Below are 22,486 nucleotides of genomic sequence, written 5' to 3'. Positions count from 1 at the left end.
CACGCGTCCCGCTCCGGGCCCTTGGCCCTGTGGATCGTCGTCACCTTGAGGTGTGAGGCACGCCACTCCAGGTTAGGGTCGGGTCGACCATAAATTGCTTGACCTCGTCAGACCCGAACACCATAATGGTCAACATGACCACAATGACGACGGCGGCCGCGACCAGCACCGCGATGCTGACCGACCACTACGAGCTCACCATGCTCCGCGCCGCCCTCGCCGACGGCACCGCTCACCACCAGGCGGTCTTCGAGGCCTTCGCCCGCCGCCTGCCCGACGGGCGCAGGTACGGCGTCGTGGCAGGTCTCGGCCGCATCGTCGAGGCCATCGAGAGCTTCACGTTCGACACGCACCGGGTCGCCTGGCTCCTGGACACCGGCGTCATCGACGGGCACACCGCCGACCACCTGCTCGGCTACCAGTTCACGGGGAACATCGACGCGTACCGCGAAGGTGACATCTACTTCCCGAACAGCCCCGTCCTGACGGTCTCCGGGACGTTCGCCGAGTGCGTCATCCTCGAGACGCTGATCCTGTCGATCCTCAACCACGACAGCGCGATCGCCTCCGCCGCGGCCCGGATGGTCAGCGCTGCCGACGGCCGACCGCTGCTCGAGATGGGCAGCCGGCGCACGAACGAGAGTGCCGCCGTCGCGGCCGCGCGAGCCGCCTACCTCGCCGGGTTCGCCTCCACCAGCAACCTGCAGGCCGGGTTCCAGTACGGCGTGCCCACCCGCGGCACCGCCGCCCACGCGTTCACCCTCGGGCACACCAGCGAGCGCGAGGCGTTCGCCTCCCAGGTCGCGGCCCTCGGGACGGGGACCACGCTGCTGGTGGACACCTACGACATCCCGCAGGGCATCCGTACCGCCGTCGAGGCTGCCGGGACGAACCTCGGCGGCATCCGCCTGGACTCCGGGGACCTGGGTGACGAGGCACGCAGGGCCCGCGCCCTGCTGGACTCCCTGGGTGCCACGAGCACGAAGATCTCGGTCACCTCCGACCTGGACGAGTACACGATCGCCGCGCTGGCCGACGCACCCGTCGACCTGTACGGCGCCGGGACCAGGCTCGTCGGCGGGTCGGGTCACCCGACCGCCGGGATGGTCTACAAGCTCGTCGCGGTCGCCGACGAGCCCGGCCCGTACGCCCCGATGCGTCCGGTCGCGAAGAAGGCCACCAGCAAGGGCAGCGTCGGTGGCCGCAAGGTCGCCTACCGGTCCCTGGACCACCAGGGTCACGCGACCCGTGAGGTCGTCGTCGTGCGGCACCTGCCCGGCGCCCCGGAGACCGGACCGGGCCGCGCGCTGCAGGTCGCGGTGATCCGCGACGGGCACGTCGTGCACCACCCGTCTCTCGCCGAGATCCGCGCCCACCACCGCGGCGCGAAGGCCGAGCTGACCGCGCTCGACCTGGACCTCGCACCCGGGACCCCGCGCCTGGTCGCGGACCCCACCGCCCTCGGCAACCTGATCGGAGCCGGCGCATGAGCCCCCTGACCCCCCTCCTCGGAAGGACCGCAGCATGAGGACCGCACTGATCGTCGTGGACGTGCAGAACGACTTCTGCGAGGGCGGCACGCTCGCCGTGACCGGCGGCGCGGCCGTCGCCCGGCAGATCAGCGACTACCTCGCGCGCACCGGGGCCCGGTACGACACCATCGTCGCGACCCGCGACTGGCACGCCCCGCTGCCGGACACCAACGACGGGCACTTCGCCACCGACGGCGACCCGGACTACGTGAGCACCTGGCCGGTGCACTGCGTCGCCGGCACCCCGGGCGCGGACTACCACCCGGACCTCACCCTGCCCGAGCGGACCGTGCACGTCGTCAAGGGTGAGTCCCGGCAGGACTACTCGGGGTTCCAGGGCCGGATCGTCGACCCGGTCGACGGCCGCGAGCGCCTGGCGGACCTGCTGATGGAGCGGAACATCGCTCACGTGGACGTCGTGGGGATCGCGACGGACTTCTGCGTCAAGGCGACCGCGCTGGACGCCCGCCGCCACGGTCCGACGACCGTGGCGGTCCTGACCGACCTGACCGCTGCGGTCGGTGCCGCCACCGCGAGCAAGGCGCTGACCGAGCTGGCCCGCAACAAGATCATCCTGGACGAGTCCCGCTGACCTCGCGGCCCTCGACAGAACGACACACCGCCGTGCCCGACGCCACGGCCCACGAAGGGAACGCACCGATGACCACCCACGCGCAGGCGCCCGAGGGGTACGACCCGCACGACTACCCGCCGTTCGCCGTCACGGTCGACCTGTGCATCTTCACGGTCCGTGACGGTGCGCTCAAGGTGCTGCTGATCGAGCGGGCCGACGACCCGTACGCGGGCGCGTGGGCGCTGCCCGGCGGGTTCGTGAACATCGACGAGGACATCGCCGACGCCGCGTGGCGCGAGCTGGCCGAGGAGACCGGCGTCGAGCAGTTCGCCGGGCACCTCGAGCAGCTCGGCACGTACGGCACGCCGGGACGTGACCCCCGCATGCGGGTGGTGTCCGTCGCCCACGTCGCGTTCGCGCCGAACCTGCCGGACCCGCAGGCGGGATCCGACGCGCGCAACGCGCGCTGGTGGGACGTGTCCGACCTCGACCTGCCGGGCCTGACCGGCGGGAACGACGACGGTGACGCCCCCGAGCTCGCGTTCGACCACGCCCGGATCCTGGCCGACGCCGTGGACCGTGTCGCGGCGAAGATCGAGTACACGCCGCTGGCGACGGCCTTCGTCCCCGAGCACTTCACCCTCGGCGAGCTGCAGCACGTGTACGAGGCGGTGTGGGGAACCCGCCTGGACCGGTCGAACTTCCGCCGCTGGGTCAAGGGGACCGAGGGGTTCGTCCGTCCGACGTCCGGCACCGAGCGTCGCCTCACGGGCGGCTCGGGACGCCCGGCCGCCCTGTACACGGCCGTCACCGACGGCCCCACGACGCTGACGCCGCCACTGATGCGCCCGGACGACGCCCGCGCGCTGAGCACCCACGAGAAGGACCGATGACCGCACTTCGAGTCGCCCTGGCGCAGCTGCCCGTGCGTGTCGGTGACATGGCGGGCAACGCCGCCGCCATGGCGCACGCGGTGTCCACGGCCGAGTCGCTGCACGCGGACGTCGTGCTGACCCCGGAGATGGCGGTGTGCGGCTACCCCGTCGAGGACCTGCTGGCCGAGCCGGAGTTCGTCCGTGCCGCCATGGACGCGACACGTCAGGTCGCACGGTCCACGGACCGCACGGTCGCCCTGCTCGGGGCACCGTGGGTCACCGGCTGCCTGCCGGTGGCCGGCGGTGCACGGCCCACGGGGTGGATGACCGACGCGCAGTCCCGCTCGCTGCGCAACGTCGCCGTGGTCGCCCAGCGGGGGACCGTGCGTGGCGGGCACGCCAAGACGCTGCTGCCGACGTACCCGGTCTTCGACGACGCGCGGCACTTCGAGGCCGGTGCGAGGCAGCAGGACCTGTACCAGGTGCAGACCCCGGACGGTCCGGTGACGTTCGGCGTGCTGGTGTGCGAGGACGTGTGGAGCGACGAGCTGGTGCAGGAGATGCGCCGGGGCGGTGCGCAGGTCGTCGTCGTGCTGAACGCCTCGCCGTACCACGTCGGCAAGCAGCAGCTCCGCGAGGCGACCGTCGCGGCCGCGGCGAGGAACGCACGCGTGCCGATCGCGTACGTCAACGCCGTCGGCGGGCAGGACGAGCTCGTGTTCGACGGCGGTTCGTTCGCCGTGGACGGTGACGGCGACGTCATCGCTCGTGCACGGTCGTTCGAGACCGACCTCATCACCGTCGACCTCCCGGTCGCACCCGAGGTCGACCCTGGGCGGTCGTGGGACGTGGTGGACCTCGGCGCCACCCACACCCGGCGGTGCACACTGCCCGCGCCGCCCCTCACCGCACCGCGCGAGGTCGACGACGAGGTGTACACCGCGCTGGTCACCGGGTTCCGGGACTACTGCACACGCGTCGGTCTGCCGAAGGTCGTGCTCGGCCTGTCCGGCGGGATCGACTCCGCCCTGGCGGCCACGATCGCCGTGGACGCGCTGGGGCCGGACGCGGTGTGGGGGATCGGGATGCCCGGCCCGTACTCCTCGGACGGGTCCGTCACCGACGCACGTGCGCTGACGGAGAACCTCGGCATCCGGTTCGACGTCGTGCCGATCACGGACGCCCACCTCGAGCGCGAGCAGGTGCTGGCCCGGCTGCTGACCGACAGGACCGGCGACACCGGGCACCCGGTCGCCTGGGAGAACCTGCAGGCACGGCTGCGGGGGACGACCCTCATGACGATCGCGAACGCGACCGGTGCGCTGGTCTGCACGACCGGTAACCGCTCGGAGAGCGCCGTCGGCTACTTCACGCTCTACGGGGACTCCTGCGGCACGGCTCCCAACCCGCTGGGCGACCTGCTGAAGACCACCGTCACCATGAAGGACGGCGCGGTCCTGCCCGGGGTCTACGGGCTCGCGCAGTGGCGCAACGACCGCGCCGACGCTGCCGGGCTGGTGCCTCCGATCCCCGTCTCGACGATCACCAAGCCCGCGAGCGCGGAGCTGGCCCCCGGGCAGCAGGACAGCGACTCGCTGCCGGAGTACCCGGTCCTGGACCGTCTGCTGCTCGCGTTCCTCGAGGACCACGCCAGCGCCGGCGAGCTGGCCGACACCCTGGTCGCCGACGGGTGGGACCGGCAGGTGGCGGCGAGCACCGTCAACCGTGTGCTGACGCTCGTGGACCGCAGCGAGTTCAAGCGGCGGCAGGTGCCGATCCGGATCAAGATCTCCACGCTCTCGTTCGGGCGGGACCGGCGGATGCCGCTGGCGAACCACTGGTCGCACGCGACCGCCGAGCCACGTCCAGGTGAACTGCAGCCGACGGGGTCGGTGCCGGACGTCGGAGTGCCCGGTGCGCCGTAGGGTCGGCGGATGATCGTGGAGTCGAGCGTCGACGTGCCCGTGCCGCCCGACGTGGCGTTCGCGGTGTCGCAGACGACAGGAGCCACCCGGCTGCGCTGGGACCCGTTCATCCGACGGCAGTCGTTCCTCGACGGCGCGACGGTCCCGGCCAAGGGTGTGCGGACGCTGACGCACCACCGCTCCGGGCTGCGGATGGTCAGCGAGTACGTCTCGTACAAGCCGCCGACGAACGTCGGTATGAAGATGGTCGAGGGGCCGTGGTTCTTCGCCGTCATGGCCGGCGGGTGGCGCTTCACCCCGCTGCCGGACGGCGGGACGCGCGCCGTCTGGCGGTACAGCTTCACGTGCCGGCCGGCGTGGCTGGCGCCGGTGGCCGAACGGATCGGGCGGGTCGTGCTGCAGCGGGACGTCGACCGCCGGATCGCGGGGTTCGCACGCGGCTGCGCGGACGCGCACGTCCTGGATGCGGTGGGCCGGGACGGATCCGCCCGCGGATGACGACCCGCCACCCGGACGTCGGCTCCCGCCCGGGGTGCGTCCGCCGTGTCGGCCTGCGGGCGGACCTCGTGTGTGCCGCGCGTGGGTGAGGCGCGCCGGCGCCGCGGCCTCGTCCGGCGAGGGGCGCTGCCTGCGCTGTGGGGGTGCTGTGCGTACCTGATGGTCGCGGGGCTCGCCGGGGTGCCGGGGGCTCTGGCGGAGCGGGACCTGGCGCAGGACCTCGTCGCCGACGGGCGGCCGGCGGTGGCCACGGACGCGCGTGTGCTCGTGAAGGTGCAGTCCCGCGCCCGGTTCCTCGTGTCCGAGGTCGAGGTGTCGTTCGAGACGTCGGACGGACGCGCGGTGACCGCGCCGCTCGCGGGGCCGGTGCGCGAGCGGGTGGAGGACGTGTCGGGGGGATGGCAGGCGCCGCCGCCGGGGTCCGTGTACGCGCCGCCGCTGCCGGTGCGGTACCTGGCCGCGGCACCGCACGTGGTGATGGGTGAGCGGGAGCTCGCCGCGGCCGACGGGCGGTGGGTGCGCCAGACGGTGACGGTGGCGGCCGCCGGAGGCGTCCCGACCGTGCTCGGCGCCGCGGTGTGGGTGTCGAGGCGTCGGGCGCACCGGAGCGGCGGCGGACGTCCCTCCGGTGGCCGATCCCGTCAGGTCGACGGCACGAAGGTCGGCGGGCTCCCCGACCGCGAGGAGGACGCGGTCGCGGCCGGTCGCCGGCTCGCCGAGGAGCACCACGTCCACGCGGCCGACGGCACCATCGCCGACACGAGCTCCCACGGCAACGACCCGCGGGACATCCCGGCCTGACACGCTCGGCGGGTCGCGGTCGTCACCGCACCGCCCTGGCCTACCTCTCGGCCGCCGGCGTCGTCCCCGCCAGCACCGGCAGCACGTGGTGCTCGAGCAGCGGCGCGAGGTCGTCGGGCAGGTCGCCGGCGGGGTCGAGCCAGCGCAGCTCCTCGATCTCGCCCGCGGGTGCGGTCGTGCCGACGAGCGGGTGCTCGAAGACGGTCCCGACGACCTCGTGACCGGCCTCGTTGGCCGCGGCGGCGCGGAACGTCCCCAGCTCGTGCAGCCGGGCCTCGTCGAGCACGACCCCGACCTCCTCGTACGCCTCCCGCACCGCCGTGCGTGCGGCGCTCTCCCCGGGTTCCGGCTTGCCGCCGGGGAGCATGAAGCGGTGCGTGCCGCGCTTGCGCACGGTGAGGACCTCGCCCGACGCCCGACGCAGGACGACGGCGCTCACGTGGATGACAGGGGTGGGCGGCACGTGCCGGATCGTACGACGCACCGCTGGGAAGGTTGCGCGCGATCGGTCGCGATGGGGCCCGCGGGGCGACGGCGGCGGCGCTGCGGCATCCCGCCGACGTGCTGCACAGGTTGCACGGACCGCGTCGCCACCTGTGAACCCAGGCCACGCGCGGGCCGGGCGGGCGTCGCCCGCGGGGCACCTCGACGACACGTGAACCCGCAGTCCAGGACGCCGAGGGGTCGTCGACGGGGCGACCTGCCGGGGCGCTCCGGGGCGGCCGCGCCCGGTTGCCTGAGTCATCTACCATCGATGGCCACTTCGCGACCCAGGAAGAGGGCGAATCGGTGGTGAGCGAGATGCGCACCGGATCGACCGGAAGCCAGTCCGGCCGTACCTCGGCCGACCAGCGCGCACGCGCTGCGCGGATCCTCCAGGAGGTCACCTCTCCCGGCACCCTCGGCAGCCCGCACCCCGCGCTGCTGCCGGGGATCGGTGTCGAGCAGACGCACCTCTCGTTCCGGATCGACAGGGTGGTGTTCGCCGTCGCGGCGGCCGTCGTGCTCGCCGTGATCGCCTGGGGCCTGCTGCTCCCGGCCGGCCTGGCAGAGTTCGCGGGCGCCGCCTTCGAGCTCGTCACCGTGGACTTCGGGTGGTTCTTCGGCGTCCTGACCGTCGTCGTGCTGGTCTTCATGATGTGGCTGGGCTTCGGTCGGCACCGGGCCGTCCGCCTGGGCCAGGACGACGAGGAGCCCGAGTTCTCCACGATCTCCTGGGTGACGATGCTGTTCTCGGCGGGCATCGGGATCGGGCTGCTGTTCTACGGCCCGCTGGAGCCGATGTCGTTCTTCCTCGACCCCCCTCCCGCGTTCACGGGCACCGAGCCGGGCAGCGGCCAGGCCATGCACGTCGCACTCGCGCAGACGGTGTTCCACTGGGGGCCGGTCGCGTGGGCGTTCTACGCGCTGGTCGGCGGCGCCGTCGCGTATGCGGCGTACCGCAAGGGCCGCAGGCCGCTGATGTCCGCGCTGCTCGAGCCCGTCTTCGGGGAACGCAGCCACGGCATCCTCGGCAAGGTCGTCGACGTGTTCGCCATCGTGGTGACGCTGTTCGGCACCGCCGTCTCGCTGGGCATCGGCGCACTGCAGATCGGCCGCGGGGTCGAGATCGTGGGCGGCGTCGGTCGCCTCGGCAACGCGGTGCTCGTCGGCATCATCGCCGTCCTCGCCGTCGCGTTCATCCTCTCGGCGGTCTCCGGGCTCAAGCGCGGCATCCGCGCGCTGTCCAACATCAACATGGCCCTCGCCGGCCTGCTGGGACTGTTCATCCTGGTCGTCGGCCCGACGGTCCTCCTGCTGAACCTCGTGCCCGGCGTCCTCATGACGTTCGTGGCCGAGCTGCCGGTGATGATGGGCCAGTCCGCGGCCACGTCGCCCGACGCGCAGGAGTTCATGAGCGCCTGGAGCACGTACTACTGGGCGTGGTGGGTGTCGTGGACGCCGTTCGTCGGGATGTTCATCGCCAAGATCAGCCGCGGCCGGACGCTGCGGGAGTTCGTCACCGCCGTGATCGTGGTGCCGAGTGCGGTGTGCCTGGTCTGGTTCACGGTGGTCGGCGGCACGGCCATGTGGCTCGAGCAGACCAGGTCGGCCATGAGCGCGAGCGAGTCCGGGGAGGACATGCTGTTCGCGCTGCTGCGTGAGCTGCCGTTCGGCGCGGTGACCTCGGTGCTCGCGATCGTCTCGATCGTCATCTTCTTCGTCACCAGCGCCGACTCCGCCTCCATCGTCATGGCCAGCCTGTCCGAGCAGGGCAACCCGACCCCCCGGCGGTGGACGACGGTGGTGTGGGGGTCGGCGCTCGCGGCCGTCGCCGCGGTCCTGCTGGTCGGGGGCGGCGAGGTCGCGCTCTCGGGTCTGCAGAGCCTCATGATGGTCTCGGCCCTGCCGTTCGCCGTGGTGCTCATCTTCGTGATGGCCGCGTGGGCCAAGGACCTGGCCCGCGACCCGCTGACGCTGCGGCGCCGGTACGCGCGCGAGGCTCTCGACCAGGGCGTGCGGGCCGGCATCGAGGAGCACGGCGACGACTTCGTGATCGGTGTCGTGGCGACGGCGCCGGACGAGGGCGCAGGCTCCTGGCTCGACACGGAGGACCCCGCCCTCAGCGACTGGTACCGGCCGGACGAGGGAGACGCCGAACCTCCGCCGGACCCGTCCACACCGCCGTCCGCGCCTGCGCCCCGCGAGTAGGCGCCCCGACCGCGGGTCGCCGGAGGGTGGTCCGGGGCCGAGACGACCAACGGAGGAGGAGACATGTCGACGCTGTCCCAGCCCGTCGCCCAGGCGCTGAGCGCGCTCGTCGACGCGCATCTGAGCGCGTTCGGCAAGACCTACCTGAGGGCGCGGACGCGCGACGTCGCACCGCGCCACGCGTACGCACTCGGCGCCGTGGTCGCGCTCGGCCTCGTTCCTGCACCCACCCTGCGGGGCCCGCGACGCGAGTGGGCCGCGGCGTGCGAGGAGGAGCTCATGGTGCGCCGGGCCTCCAGCATGCTCGCCTGAGCGCTCGGAGCTGCCGCGCCGGGGCGGCGCCCGGCTACCGCGCGCCACCCACCCGCAGCACCTCACCCAGCCGCTCGCGACGCCGCAGCGACGACTCGGCGACCACCAGCACCGCGACGGTCAGCCCGACGACGAGCGGCGGTGCCGCCGCCCACAGCGACAGGGCCGGCGTCGGGTCGGTCGGCTGCCCGGTGACCAGGCGCAGCGCGAGGGGGCCGACGACCACCGCGGTCAGCGCGGTGCCCAGTGCCGCGCCGCCCACCGAGGCCAGCAGACTGCCCGGCAGCAGTTCGCCCGCCGTGACCAGCCGCGCGTCGCTCCCGTCGAGGCCCAGGGTCCGCAACGTCGCGAGGGTGACGCCGCGCTGCGGTGCGGTGGTGGACGCGGCCAGCACGACGACGAGCGCGGCGAGCGCGAGCAGCGTGACGGTCGCCGCGGCGGCGAGCCGCTGGACCCCCACCGTGAGGGGCTCCGCGCGGTGCGAGGTCAGCCACGCGCTGCGCGTCGTGACGCTCGCCCCGTCGAGCCCGGGTGTCGTCGCGACGGCCGTGCGCGCGCCCGGGCCGACGACCCACAGCCGGTCCGGCGCCACGGGCTCGCCGTGGGCCGCCCCCAGCGCCGCCGCGTCGACCACCACGGCGTCCTCGCCCCGCGTCAGGCTGTCGGGTGCGGTGCCGACGGTCGTGAGGTCGACGCGGTCGCCGTCCCAGCCCAGCACCAGGTCCGCGTCGCCGTCGGTGCGCAGGCCCGCGCTGAGCAGCGCGGTCGGTCGGCCGCGGGCGTCGGCGCCGAGCGCTGCGAGCCCGGGCGCGTCGGGCAGCGGCGTGGTCGCGAGCAGGTCGGCGTAGTCGGCGGCGGGCAGCACCACGACCCGCGCCGGCTCGTTGCCCCACGGGCCGAAGAGGTCGACGTGCTCCTCGACGCGCCCGGGCAGGGCGTGGTCCACGCCCTCGCGGGAGCGCAGGTACGCCGCGAGGTCCTCGAGCGCGGGGTCCGGGGCGGACGTCAGCGTGAGGTCGGCGCCCACGGCGAGCCACGACGCGTCGACCTCGCCCCGCTCGACGGTCGTCACGAACGTCGTGCCCAGCGCCACGAGGCCCGCGGCGACCGTCAGCGTGAGGAACGTCAGGCCGTCACGCGACGCGTCGTGCGCGCGGGCGGCGGCGAGCACCGGCACGGCCCGCGGCGTCCGGGCCGCTGCCGCGACGCCCCGGCGCAGCAGTGCCGGCAGCACGCGCAGCAGGAGCACACCACCGGCGACCACCCCCAGCGTCGGGGCCAGTGCCAGCAGGGGGTCGCTCCCGGACGTCCCGCCGACGGCCGCCCGGTCCGCCCCGGTGCCGCCGACCCCGACGACACCCCTCGCCTGCAGCGCCGCGAGGGCGCCCGCAGCGAGCAGCACCACCGCGACCTCGGTCGCGAGGCGGGCTGCGTGCCGGTCCTTGGCGGCCGACGCGCGCTCGGTGCGGTCGGCCGCGACGCGTCGCCCACCCGCGCTGCGGGCCGCGAGCCGCACGCCCAGCGCCGGTGCGCCGAACGCCTGCACGACGACCACGGGCAGCAGCCACGCCCACGGCACGGGTCCGGACGTCACGACCCCGGCGGCGAGGACGCCCGCGGCCGTGCCGACCGCCGTGAGCGCCACGGACTCCACGCCCAGCTCGGTCGCGATGCCGGGCAGCGTCGCGCCGCGCGCGCGGAGCGTCGCCAGGGTGGTGGCGCGGCGCCGCACCAGCAGGGTCGCGGCGACCAGCAGCGTGAGCAGCGTGACGCTCAGGACGCCCGCCAGCAGCACCGACGTCTGGGCGAGCGCGGCGCGGTACCGGTCGCGGGCGTCGAGCAGCACGCCGTCGAGCGTCGTGCCGACGTACGTGCGTGTCCCGGCGGCCGGTGAGTCGGCCCCGGCGCGCAGCCCGGCGATCTCGGCGGCGACGGCCGCGACGTCGGACTGCCCCAGCGCGGCGGTCCGCGGGGGGAACGTGACCTCGCGCCGCGCGACGTCCGGCGGCATGGCGAGCACGGCGGCGGGCAGCGACGCGTCGGACAGCAGCCCTGCCAGCTGCGTCTGCCGCGTGAGGAACGTGCCGACGACCCGCGGCTCGAGGAGACCGGGGACGGCCGACCACGCGGCGTCGGCGGGGTCCTGCGCCCGGAACACGCCGCTGACGGTCGCGTCGAGCGCCACGGTCCGGCTCTCGTTGCGGGTCGTGAGCACGTCGCCCACCCGGACCCCCAGGGCGGCGGCCACGTCCTCGGACAGGCCCACCTCGACCGGGACGGCCGCGCCCGGCTCCCAGCCGCGCGCGTCCTGCGCGGTGAGGGTCGCGCGTGCGGGGCCTCCGGCGAGCCAGGTCACGGCGGGCGGGCCGTCGCGGTCGACGAACGCCGTGCGCAGCACCGGACCGGCGGCGTCGGCGTCGGGTGCCACGACCTGCAGGGGCAGCGTGGCGACCGTGGTGACGGGCACGTCCAGGACGGTCCCGAGCGCCGGCGCCAGCGAGTCGCGGACCGTCGTGGTCCCGGTACGCGTGGTCTGCGCGAGGTCGACCTGCAGCGCACGGGCCTCGTACGGGTTCTCGTCGATCGTGCGGGCGAACGTCAGGTCGGCGCCCGGCCCGGCGGCGCGCACGGCCCAGCGCAGCGCGTCGTCACCCGTGGCGGCGACGAGCCGCGGGGCGACGACGGCGAGGAACGCCGCGACGGCCACGACCAGGCCCGTCAGCGCGAGCGGCCCGCGGTCGACGCGCGCCCGCCCGGCCGTGGCCGCGACGCTGACAGGAGGCAGCCACCTGCGCCGCGCGGCTGCGTGCCGGCGGCTCACTGCCCGCCCTCCATCCGCAGGTGCGCCACGGTGGCGCGGCGAGCCAGGCGCGCCGCCACCGGGGCGACGACCGCCGTGCACGCGACCAGCAGCACGGCGAGCAGCAGCGCCTGCGCGGGCCAGGGCCACACCCCGACGGGGGCGGGCACCGGCACCTCGCCCGTCGCGGAGACGACGAGCCGCGGGCCGACGACGAGGGCGGTGACCGCACCGACGACGGCACCCCCCGCGACGACCAGCAGGGTCACGACCCCGTGCTCGACGAGGAGCGTGGCGACGACCACCCGGCGCGGGACCCCCATGCCCTGCAGCCGTGCGACGTCGACGGCGCGCGCGTCGAGCGCCGCCGTGGTCTGCACCACCGTGCCGGCGACCGCGAGCACCAGGGCCGCGACCACCAGCAGCCCGAGCGCGAGCTGCACGCCGACCCGCAGCGGGTCGTCGCGCAGGTGCGCGGCCAGGTCGGCGCGCGTCACGGGGTCGCCGAGCCCGGCGGCGTCGACCTGCGCCGCGGTCGCACGGGGGTCGTCGACCCCCGCGAGCCACCACACGTCGACCACGTCCGCGGGCGGGCCGTGCGCGACGACGGCCCGCGCCAGGGCGTCGTGGTCGGCGACGATGCTCGCGCCACGGGGCAGGGCCGCGTGCCCCGGCGCGACGCCGACGACGCGCGCCACCAGCGTGGCGGACCCCAGGTCCAGGCTCAGCGTGTCGCCCGGGACGGCGGCGATGCTCCCGGCCAGCTCGCTGCCGAGCAGCACCGGCACGTCGGCAGGTGGCCGGAAGGCCGTGAGGACGAGGTGCGCCGGGCCGTCCACCAGGGCGGTGGCCACGAGCCCGACCCGCCCCGTGACGGCCGCGCCGGTGCCGGCCCGCCGGACGGCGACGTCGCCGGGCGCGCGCAGGGCGTCGAGGCTGTCGTCCGCGACCCCGCCCGACCAGCCGCCGGACGGTGCCGTCACGGCGCCCGTGCCGGGCGGGGTGAGGGTGACGGTCAGCTCGAGCGGGCGGGACTCGGTGGGCTGCGCGAGGACGTCCGCCTGCGAGCCTGCCGCGACCTGCAGGTCGATCGCGACGACCTGCAGCGCGGCGTCGGACGGCAGCGGCAGCACCTGCGGGTGCGGGGCGCCGTCGAGCGGGACGGGCGCGCCCGCGACGCTCTGGCGCGCGCCGCCGGCGGTCTCGACGACCACGCTCGGCGCGACCGTCAGGTGCGGCACCGGCCGGCCGCCCGCGACGACGCCCGTGACCGCGACGTCGAGGCCCTCGGCGCTCGCGGGCAGCGCGATCCCGCTCGCGGGCGCGTCCGGTGCCAGACCCGCCGTGAGACCGGCCCACGTGGTGCCGGCGGGCAGCCGCCCGCGCACCAGCTGGGCGTCGTGCCCGGTGTCGATCGCGGCCAGGCGCGTCACGGGCGTCGCGGGTCCGGGCCCGGCGACGGGCCCGAGCGCCACCTCCCGGTCGGTCACGGGGACGGCCACAGCGCCCGTCAGCGCGGTCAGCGCGGCCGCCTGGGCGACCGGCGAGGCGGCCGTGCGCCCCACCGCGAGGTCGGCGCCCACCCGGGTGTCGGCCTGGTCCTGCGCCGAGGTCGCCCACGTCGCCCCGAGCGACGTGCCGAACGTCGCGGCGGCGGTCGCGAGCACGAGCAGCAGCGCCGCGCCCGTCGAGTGGCCGCGCCGCGCGACCTCCCACGAGGCCAGCGGCAGCACGAGCCCGGGGGAGCGGCCCGCGCGGACCTCGGCGCGGCGGGCCACCCACGGCACCACCCGCAGCGCCACCACCGAGCCCGCGACCAGGCACAGCAGCGGCACCGCCACCAGCAGCGGGTCCGCGCCGCCACCCGCGGCGAACGGCCGCCCGCGCAGCTGCAGGCAGCCGACCACGGCGAGCGCCACCAGCAGCGCGTCGGCCGCGGCGCGGCCCACCCGGCCCCGCACGCTGCGCCGCGACGGCCGGCGGTGGTCCGGCGCTCGCACCGCGGGCGCGACGAGGACCGCGACGAGCGCGAGCGTGCCCAGCGCGACGCTCAGCACGAGCGCGCGCGTGGGCCCGACGTCGCTGGTCAGGCCCGCGTCGGCGAGCAGCGGCAGCCGGGTGAGCGCGCGGTACAGCGCGAGCGCGAGCGGCACGGCCACGACGGCCGCGACCACCGCCAGCACCAGGCTCTCGGCCGCGGCCCGCGCGACCAGCTGCGACGCGGCGGCACCCCGCGCCACGAGCAGGCGCGTCTCGGCGTCGCGTCGCACTCCCACGAGCCGGCCCGCCAGCGCGAGGGCCGCGGCGGCGAGCGCCCCGCCGAGCAGGGCGACCACCACGACGACCGAGCGCGTGACGCGCTCCTGGGTCTCGGCGGCGGCCAGGACGCCGCCCAGCCCGGTGCGCACCCGGACCCCGGTGACGGGGTCGCCGAGCGTCCTGCGCAGGTCGGACGTGAGGCTGCCGACGTCGCGCCGGACGTCGGCGCGGTCGGCAGGGCCGCGGCCCGCGAGGTCGGGCCGTGCGACGAGCGAGGCGCGGTCGACCGCGACCGCCGAGGCCGCGAGCGCCGACGGTGCGGCGGCGAACGGTCCGTACGTCGGCGCGGCGCCGGCCACGGTGCCCGCCCCTGCGCCGCGCAGCAGGTCGCGGTCCCACGGGCCGTCGGTGTGCGGCACCGGCGTGAACGTGCCGACGACGACGAGCGTCACGTCACCCGATCCCGGCACGGGCTCCCGGGCACGTCCGTCGCGCCGCTCTCCGAGCACCACCTCGTCGCCCACGCCGAGGCGCAGGGCGTGCGCGACGTCGCCCGGGACCGCCACCTCGACCGGGCCGTCCTGGGTCGCTCCCGGCCACCGGCCCGCGGTCAGGTCGGCGTGCGCGGCCAGCGCGTCGGCCGCCACGACGTAGCCGTGCGCGCCGGGCACGGACGCGACGCCCAGCGGGCGGACCGCCGAGGTCAGCCACACCGACGTGGTGGGCCGCACGGGTGCGAGCGCGTCGGCGAGCACCCGGCCGGCGTCGTCGACGACGCCCGGGTCGGCGCCGTCGAGCCGGAACGTGACCTCGACGGCGACGTCCTGCGGGTCGGCGCGCCGGAGCGCCGCGTCGAGCGCCTGCTCCTGGCCGGTGGTCAGCAGCAGCGAGCAGGTGCCCAGCAGCACGGCCCCGGCGACGACGACGGCGAGCACCGCCGCGAGCAGCCCGGCCTGCGTGCCGCCGCGGCGCACCAGCTCCGCGAGGGCGGCCGTGGGCCGGGCCCTCCTCGGGACGGCCTGGTGGCTAGGCATCCGCCGGTACCGGCACAGCGGGGCTGCGGGCGGCCGTCGCGGCCCGCCGGTACCACCAGACGCTGACGCAGTACAGCGTGGCGCCGAGCGTGATCATCACCGTCACGACCGGCCACGCCCACGCCGCCGGCACGTGCAGGGCCAGGAACCACGACCGGGTCGTCGGGTCGCCGCCCCGCAGGACGACCGCCGGGACGATGCCCTGCGGGAACAGCATGAGCGTGCCCAGGATCCCGGCACCGAGCACGACCGACTGCTCGCGCCCCGTCAGCTCGACCGGTCGCCGCCCCGGCACGGCGCCGGGTGCGCCGACGGTCGGGCGGCGCCCGTGCCGCAGCAGCGCGAGCAGCTCGACGCCCTGCTCGTCGAGGTGCCGCAGCGCGACCCGCGTCAGCAGGTAGCAGCACAGCGCGCCCGTGGCCACGCCGGCCACCGCACCCCACCAGCCGGCGAGGCGCGCGACAAGCAGTGCCGGCAGGGTCAGCCCGACGACCAGGGCCATCGTGAGGTAGGTGGTGCCGGTCTCGCGGGCGTCACCACCCGAGGCGAGCACGTCGCCCCCGCGCCGGTGCGGGTCGGTGGTCGGGACGGCGGCGAGCACGGACATCGCGGCGGTCACGCCCGTGCCCGCACCCAGGGCGGCTGCCAGCGCGGCGGCCAGGTAGGGCCAGGTGCTCGCCGGGGTGCCGGCCGCCGCGACGAGGCCCGCGGTGAGGACGAGCGCGAGCGGGCCCGTGGCGAGCAGGAACGTGCCCTGGCGCGCCAGCAGGTCGATGCGCCGCGCGCCCGGCGTCACGAGCTGCAGCCACAGGGCCGTCCCGTCGCGCCCGTACTGGTTGCTCCACACCATGGCGGCCATGACGACGAAGACGGCACCTGCCCACGGCAGCATCCCCGTCCAGCCGACGAGGAGCGGCAGCGCGCAGAAGAACAGGCCGTACGCGAGCGCGAACGCGAACCGGTTGACCTGCACGAGGTCGCGCGCGGACGAGCGCAGGTGCGCCCGGACGGTCGCCCCCGCGGGACCGCGCGCGGACAGCAGACGCCGTGGCCGGATCGCTGCGGCGCGCCGGGTGGTCCGACCCTGCAGGAGCACGCACCACAGGGCGAAGGTGCTCGCCGCCAGAGCGAGCAGCGCGACGACGGCGCCCACCGCGAGCGCCCAGTCACCGCGGCCGGCCGCCTCGGCGGCGGCGAGCCCCCAGCCCGACGGGGCCACGCGCGTCGCCACGGCCAGGGCCTGCGTCGCGTCCCGCGCGGCCAGCGCGGCGACGAGCGCCCAGCCCTGGGAGGGCAGCGCGAGCGCGAGCCCGGTGACCGCGCCCGCGAGGACGGCACCGGCCCGGTACCGCACGAGCACACCGACGACGCCCACCGCGACGCGCGAGACCGTCAGGAGCACGGCGAGCTGCGCGGCGGCCGCCACGACCGCGAGCAGCGTCGCGAGGACGCCGCCGCGCACGCCGACCGCCACCACTCCGAGGACGGCCACCGCGGAGACGACCGGCGCGACACCGACCACCGAGGACGTCAGCAGCGCCCAGCCCAGTCGCCAGCGCGAGAGCCCGGTGGCGACGAACATCTCCGCCCGCAGCGCCTCGTCCCCGCCGGAGACCAGTGGCCCGACGACCCACCCGAGCATCCACGCGGCGAGCAGCGCGGCACCGAGGTCGGGGTCGAGCGCGCACGCCACGACCGTGCCGAGTGCGAGCAGGAGCCCGCACCCGCCCGCGAACCAGATCCAGAACGCCCGGTCGGTGTCCCGCAGCGCGTGCCGCAGCAGCGCGACGCGCATGCGCACCATCACGGCCGGGGCACCGACGCGCCCCGCCCCGTCGGGCACCTGCTCGTGCGGCGGCGCGGTCGGTGCGCCCGTCAGAGCCACGACAGGCCGACCGGCTCGGCCGTGAGCCCGACCAGCGAGGTGAACCGCTCCTCGAGGGACGCGCCGGCGCGGACCTCGTCGAGCGGTCCGGCGACCAGCAGCCGGCCCTCGTCGACGACGGCCACGTGGTCGCAGATCTGCTCGACCAGCGCCATGACGTGGCTGGAGATGACGACGGACCCGCCGCCCGCGACGAAGTCGGCGAGGATGCGCCGGATCGTGCGCGCGGAGACGGGGTCGACCGCCTCGAGCGGCTCGTCGAGCACGAGCAGCCGTGGGCCGTGCAGCAGCGCGACGGCGAGGCCGAGCTTCTTGCGCATGCCCGTCGAGTACTCCGCGACGAGGCGCTCGCGCCCGTGCGGCAGCTCGAGCGCGTCGAGCAGCTCGCCCCGGCGCTCGCGGACCACGGGCTCGGTGAGCCCGCGCAGCAGCCCCAGGTAGGTGAGGACCTCCTCGCCGGTGAGCCGCTCCGGCATCCCCAGCCCGTCGGGCAGGACGCCGAGCAGGGCCGTGGCGCGCGGCGCGTCGGTCCACACGTCGACACCGAAGACGCGTGCCGTGCCCGCGTCGGGACGCAGGAGGCCGGTCGCCATCGAGAGCAGCGTCGTCTTGCCGGCGCCGTTGACGCCGACCATGCCGAAGCACGAGCCCGCGGGGACGGTCAGCGCGACGTGGTCGACGGCGACGTGGTCGCCGAACACCTTGCGCAGCGCGTCGATCTCCAGCGCGGGTACACCGGTGGCGCTCGTCATCGCACGCATCACGTCCTGGCTGGTCGGGGCGGTGGGGGACAACGTGCCAGAAAGGACCGCCCGGGTGAAGCCCCGGAGCGCGACGGGTGGGCGAGAGCCCGACCTCGCCGTCGCCGGGCGCACCGCGTCCCGCCCGATATCGGAGAATTCTCGCCGCGCTTTCCGCACGGCCGTGTCCCGGGCGTTTCCAGTCGTGACCTCGTTACCCGAACGGGACGTTCGTGTGACAGTCCCGTGCTGGCCGCGGGGCTCACCGCCCGCCACGCTTCAGGCCTCGAACAATGGAGGAGAAATGATGCGCGGTCGATCACCGGTGGGGCCCCTTCTCGCGTCGACGGCGCGTTCTCGGGCGACGAGCCGTGGGCATGCGTCGGGTCGAGCGGTCGGCGCGGTGGTGGTGATCGCGCTGTCGGGCGTGCTCGCAGCGTGCAGCGCGGGCGGTGCGAGCAGCGACGGCATGACCCAGGAGATGGGCTACGAGGCCCAGGTCGCGCCGGAGGAGTGGCGCGACGTCCCGGTGGAGCCGCAGGAGGAGTACGACGACTCCCCGGAGCAGCCGTTCCAGGACGTGGCGACGAGCCCGCTGTCGACGTTCGCGTCCGACGTCGACACCGCCTCCTACAGCAACCTGCGCCGTCAGCTCCGGCAGGGCGTCGCGCCCGAGGGGGTGCGGATCGAGGAGCTCGTCAACTACTTCGACTACGACTACCCGGCGCCGGCGCCCGACGCGGCGGACCCCTTCACCGTGACGACGCAGGTCGCGGACGCGCCGTGGGCGCCCGGCCACCAGCTGGCGATGATCGGCGTGCAGGCCACGGATGCGACGCCCACGAGCCGCGGCAACAACGTCGTGTTCCTCCTCGACGTCTCCGGCTCCATGGACGACCCGAACAAGCTGCCCCTCCTCGCGGAGTCCTTCGAGCTGCTCGTCGAGCAGCTCGACGAGCGGGACACGGTCTCGATCGTCACCTACGCCGGCAGCGACCAGGTCCTCGCCGACTCCGTCCCGGGCGACCGGCGCGACGAGCTGGTGCGGACCCTGCGCGATCTGCGGGCCGGAGGGACGACCGGTGGTGCGGCGGGCCTGCGGACCGCGTACGAGCTGGCGGAGAAGAACTTCGTCGACGGCGGGAACAACCGGGTCGTCCTGGCGACCGACGGCGACTTCAACGTCGGCCCGTCGACTCCCGAACAGCTCACCGAGCTCATCGAGGAGCACGCGCGTTCCGGGGTCTACATCTCGGTGCTCGGATTCGGGATGGGAAATCTCAAGGACAGCACCATGGAAGCCATCGCGGACCACGGAAACGGCAACTACGCCTACATCGACACGATCAACGAGGCGCGCAAGGTGCTGGTGGACGAGTTCGACTCGACGATGTTCGTCGTCGCCCAGGACCTCAAGGTCCAGGTCGAGCTCAACCCGGCGACCGTGTCGCGGTACCGGCTGCTGGGCTACGACAACCGGCGCCTGGAGGACGAGGAGTTCGACGACGACACCAAGGACGCCGGCGACGTCGGCGCCGGCCACGCCGTCACCGCGTTCTACGAGCTGGTCCCGGCCGGCGACGGCCCGCAGGACGACGGCCTGGCGTACCAGGACGTCGAGGCCGGGGACTCCACCGACTTCATGACCGTCCACGTGCGCTACAAGCAGCCGGGCGCCGCCACGAGCGCGGAGGTCGTCTTCCCCGTCGGGCCCGACGCCTACACGACCCGCCCGACGAGCGACTTCCGGTTCGCGTCCGCCGTCGCCGAGTTTGGCCTCGCGGTCACCGGCTCGGCGCACGCCGAGGGCGCCGACGCGGGCCGGGCGCGCGAACGCGCCCAGGCCGCCACGGGCGAGGACCGCTACGGCCTGCGGGCGGAGTTCGTCACGCTGGTCGACACGTACCGGGAGATCACCGGCTGACCGCGCACGACGCGTCGTCGCTCCGACGGGCCGCGGCAGCCGCGGCCCGTCGGGGTCAGACGTTCTCGGCGAACGCCTCGCGGAGCTTCTGCTCCTCCTGCGCGGAGAGGTTCGTGTGGATGAGCTCGCCCCGGATGTCCTGCTCCTTCAGCGCGGCGACGACCTTGTCCGGCACCGCGTCGGAGCTCAGCAGGAACAGCGCGGACGTCCCGGGCGTGACCTTGCTGCGCACGGAGGCGATGAAGTCGTCGTCGATGCCGACGTCCGTCAGGGCACCGCCCAGCGCGCCCGCCGCGGCGCCGATCGCGGCACCCAGCAGGGGGACGAAGAACAGCAGGCCGAACAGCATGCCCCAGAACGTCCCCCCCAGTGCGCCCGCGGCCGCCAGGTTGTGCGCCTGCCGCGTCTTGGGCTTCTTGGCGCTCGGCTCCCACGACACCGTCGCGGCGTCGTGGATCTGGATGAGCTCCTGCTTCTGCAGCCCGATCAGGACCTGCTCGGCGCGTGCCGCGCCCTCAGGTGTGTCGAACTTCCATGCGCTGAGAGTCGCCACCGTCGTCCTCCTCGTCCACCGGCCGGTTCCGTGCTCCACATCGTCGCGGCGGCGGCGGTGCCGCCGCCTCACCCAGCCGGGATGACGCTCCTCGGGCCGACGACGGCGCCGCCTCGCCTCACAGGCGCGCGGCGAGCGCGTACGCGCCGTTGACCGCCTCGCCGACCTTGGCCGGCTGCACGCAGTCGCCGACCGCCTCCGCGGCAATGCCGGCGGCCGTGAGCTCGGCGAGCAGGTCGGTGCGCGGCCGGCTGCCGAGCGCGAGGACGACGGTGTCCGCCGGCAGCGTCGCCACGCCGTCGGGACCCTCCACCTCGACGCCGTCGTCGGCGATCGCCCGCACGCGGGTGCTGGTGAGCAGGCGCACCCCGGCCTCGTCCAGGCGGCGCAGCAGCGTGAGGCGGTTGACGACGAGCATGTCCCGGGCGATCTCGTCGAGCATCTCCACGACCGTGACGTCGTGCCCCTCGTTCGCCAGCTCGAGCGCGGCGTCGCAGCCCGACAGCCCGCCACCGACCATGACGACCCGGTGCCCCACGGGCGCACCCTGGTGGAAGCGCAGGACGTCGACGACGTCGTCGCGGTCCGTGCCGGGGATGCTCGCGGGGACCAGCTGGACCGAGCCCGTCGCGACGACGACCTGGTCGGCGTCGCGCAGCTCGGGGGAGTCCGCCGTGATGCGGTGCCCGAGGTGCAGGGTCACCGGCAGGCCGGCCATCTGCCCCTCCCACCAGTCGACCATCCGACGCAGCTCGCTCTTGAAGTCCGGCGTCGCGGCGGGCCACAGCACCCCGCCCGCGTGGTCGGACTCGTCGTAGACGTCGACGCGGTGCCCGCGGGTCGCGGCGACGCGGGCGACCTCGAGACCGGCCGGTCCCGCACCGACGACCACGACGTGCCGCTGCTCCTGGGCGGGTCCCGGCAGGTGCCCTTCGATGCCCACCTCGGGGTTCACGGCGCAGCCCAGCGGCTGGCCCTGCAGGATGTTGCCCACGCACAGCTGGTTGCAGCGGATGCACGGGCGCACGGCCGTGGGCTGTCCGCCGGCGAGCTTGCGGGGCAGCTCGGGGTCGGCGATGAGGGCGCGCCCCATGCCGATGAAGTCGACCTCCCCGCTCGCCACCGCCCGTTCGCCGATCTCCGGGGTCATGTTCCCGGTCGCCATCACCGGGACGTCGACGACGCGCTTGACCGCCGCCGCGCCCGGCAGCAGGGGCGCGTCGCCCATGTAGTACGGCGGGAAGATCCAGTCGACGGTCTCGAACGCGCCGTCGTCGACCATGAGCAGGTCGACGCCCGCGCCCGCGATGAGCGGCGCCATCTGCAGCGCCTCGTCGAGCTGCCGGCCGCCGGGCATGTGGTGGTCGACGGTGAGGCGGAACGTGATGGCCAGGTCCGGCGCGGCGGCACGGGCGGCCGCGATGATCTCCAGCGGGAACCGCAGGCGGTTCTCCAGCGAGCCTCCGTACCGGTCGGTGCGCTGGTTCCACTGGCTGCTCATGAACTGGTCGATGAGGTACCCGGTGTGGGAGTGGACGTCGACGGCGTCGAAGCCGGCGGCGGCGAGGCGTGCCGCGGCGGGCCCGTAGTCCGCGACCAGCTGCTCCACCTCCCCGGTCGTCAGCTCGCGGCACGTGCGCGACGGGTCGTTGAGCCACGGCGTGGGCGACGCGGAGACCGGGACGTCACCACCGGGCTCGGCCGGGCCCACCCGACCGGACCCGGGCGTCAGCTGCCCGGCCAGCAGCGCGCCCTCGGCGTGGACGGCGTCGGCGAGCCGCGCCAGCTCGGGGATCGCGCCGTCGTCCTCGACCTTGGGCCACCCCTCGTTGTCCTCGAACCGCGAGGTCGTCGTCATCGTTCCGGTGATGATCAGCCCCACGCCCCCCGCGGCACGCGCCGCGAAGTACGCGACCTCCCGCGCGTCGACATGTCGGCCGAAGCCGACGTGCATGGGTGGCATGACGATGCGGTTGCGAGCCTCGAGCCGACCGATCCGGCCTGGGCTGAGCAGGCTGTCGAACATGGCGCCCCCTTGCGTCGACCAACACGCTCGACGCTACGTCCGTGCCTGCCGGGCCGC

Annotated in this window: 16 protein-coding genes; 9 read left to right on the top strand and 7 right to left on the bottom strand. The window is 75.2% G+C overall.

Annotation, left to right across the window (positions count from 1 at the left end; genetic code table 11):
• Positions 1-125: 125 nt before the first annotated feature.
• From NP075_RS14985 to NP075_RS14960, 6 genes are all read left to right on the top strand, one after another.
• Positions 126-1,490 (top strand): nicotinate phosphoribosyltransferase, encoded by a 1,365-nt coding sequence (locus NP075_RS14985; RefSeq protein WP_227565369.1) that lies wholly within the window; start codon positions 126-128, stop codon positions 1,488-1,490.
• A gap of 34 nt (positions 1,491-1,524) precedes the next feature.
• Positions 1,525-2,124, top strand: a complete 600-nt coding sequence (locus tag NP075_RS14980) for an isochorismatase family protein (protein WP_227565198.1) — start codon at positions 1,525-1,527, stop codon at positions 2,122-2,124.
• Between the two features lie 68 nt (positions 2,125-2,192).
• Positions 2,193-2,999: an NUDIX hydrolase gene (locus NP075_RS14975; RefSeq protein ID WP_227565199.1), complete on the top strand. Its 807-nt coding sequence runs from the start codon at positions 2,193-2,195 to the stop codon at positions 2,997-2,999.
• A complete protein-coding gene (locus NP075_RS14970) occupies positions 2,996-4,906 on the top strand; it encodes an NAD+ synthase (RefSeq protein ID WP_227565200.1) in 1,911 nt (636 codons plus the stop codon). Before NP075_RS14975 ends, NP075_RS14970 begins: the two co-directional genes overlap by 4 nt.
• A gap of 9 nt (positions 4,907-4,915) precedes the next feature.
• Positions 4,916-5,404 (top strand): type II toxin-antitoxin system RatA family toxin, encoded by a 489-nt coding sequence (locus NP075_RS14965; protein ID WP_227565201.1) that lies wholly within the window; start codon positions 4,916-4,918, stop codon positions 5,402-5,404.
• 81 nt (positions 5,405-5,485) lie between these two features.
• On the top strand, positions 5,486-6,205 hold the full coding sequence (locus tag NP075_RS14960) for a hypothetical protein (RefSeq protein ID WP_256791162.1): 720 nt from the start codon (positions 5,486-5,488) through the stop codon (positions 6,203-6,205).
• A gap of 40 nt (positions 6,206-6,245) precedes the next feature.
• Here the strand turns inward: NP075_RS14960 and NP075_RS14955 are convergent, their stop codons facing one another.
• Positions 6,246-6,668 (bottom strand): NUDIX hydrolase, encoded by a 423-nt coding sequence (locus NP075_RS14955; protein WP_227565203.1) that lies wholly within the window; start codon positions 6,666-6,668, stop codon positions 6,246-6,248.
• Positions 6,669-7,006: 338 nt separating this feature from the next.
• Between NP075_RS14955 and NP075_RS14950 the strand changes: the two genes are divergently transcribed.
• The gene (locus NP075_RS14950; RefSeq protein WP_227565204.1) at positions 7,007-8,896 is read left to right on the top strand and encodes a BCCT family transporter; all 1,890 of its coding nucleotides are present in this window, start codon (positions 7,007-7,009) and stop codon (positions 8,894-8,896) included.
• Between the two features lie 63 nt (positions 8,897-8,959).
• The gene (locus NP075_RS14945; protein ID WP_227565205.1) at positions 8,960-9,208 is read left to right on the top strand and encodes a hypothetical protein; all 249 of its coding nucleotides are present in this window, start codon (positions 8,960-8,962) and stop codon (positions 9,206-9,208) included.
• A 34-nt stretch (positions 9,209-9,242) separates the two neighbouring features.
• Here the strand turns inward: NP075_RS14945 and NP075_RS14940 are convergent, their stop codons facing one another.
• From NP075_RS14940 to NP075_RS14925, 4 genes are read right to left on the bottom strand one after another with little or no spacing between them, the layout of a single operon-like run.
• Entirely contained in the window at positions 9,243-12,029 is a 2,787-nt protein-coding gene (locus NP075_RS14940) for an FtsX-like permease family protein (protein ID WP_227565206.1), read from the bottom strand.
• Positions 12,026-15,301, bottom strand: coding sequence for a hypothetical protein (locus tag NP075_RS14935; RefSeq protein ID WP_256791161.1), 3,276 nt, complete (start codon positions 15,299-15,301; stop codon positions 12,026-12,028). Before NP075_RS14935 ends, NP075_RS14940 begins: the two co-directional genes overlap by 4 nt.
• Positions 15,294-17,186, bottom strand: a complete 1,893-nt coding sequence (locus NP075_RS14930; RefSeq protein WP_227565209.1) for a hypothetical protein — start codon at positions 17,184-17,186, stop codon at positions 15,294-15,296. The genes NP075_RS14935 and NP075_RS14930 overlap by 8 nt, the downstream gene beginning before the upstream one ends.
• Complete coding sequence (locus NP075_RS14925; protein ID WP_227565210.1) at positions 17,177-17,938, bottom strand: ABC transporter ATP-binding protein; 762 nt, start codon at positions 17,936-17,938, stop codon at positions 17,177-17,179. The genes NP075_RS14930 and NP075_RS14925 overlap by 10 nt, the downstream gene beginning before the upstream one ends.
• 457 nt (positions 17,939-18,395) lie before the next feature.
• Between NP075_RS14925 and NP075_RS14920 the strand changes: the two genes are divergently transcribed.
• Entirely contained in the window at positions 18,396-19,850 is a 1,455-nt protein-coding gene (locus NP075_RS14920; protein ID WP_227583405.1) for a vWA domain-containing protein, read from the top strand.
• A 55-nt stretch (positions 19,851-19,905) separates the two neighbouring features.
• Here NP075_RS14920 and NP075_RS14915 read toward each other — a convergent pair whose 3' ends face one another.
• Positions 19,906-20,403 carry a DUF1269 domain-containing protein gene (locus NP075_RS14915; RefSeq protein ID WP_227565212.1) on the bottom strand — a complete coding sequence of 166 codons (498 nt, stop codon included), beginning with the start codon at positions 20,401-20,403 and terminating at the stop codon, positions 19,906-19,908.
• Positions 20,404-20,521: 118 nt separating this feature from the next.
• Positions 20,522-22,429, bottom strand: a complete 1,908-nt coding sequence (locus tag NP075_RS14910) for an oxidoreductase (RefSeq protein ID WP_227565213.1) — start codon at positions 22,427-22,429, stop codon at positions 20,522-20,524.
• Positions 22,430-22,486 lie beyond the last annotated feature (57 nt).

It is taken from the genome of Cellulomonas wangsupingiae (assembly GCF_024508275.1).
GTDB lineage: Bacteria > Actinomycetota > Actinomycetes > Actinomycetales > Cellulomonadaceae > Cellulomonas > Cellulomonas wangsupingiae.
The sequence above is the reverse complement of the archived record's forward strand: the minus strand, read 5'-3'. Positions and strand labels throughout refer to the sequence as shown.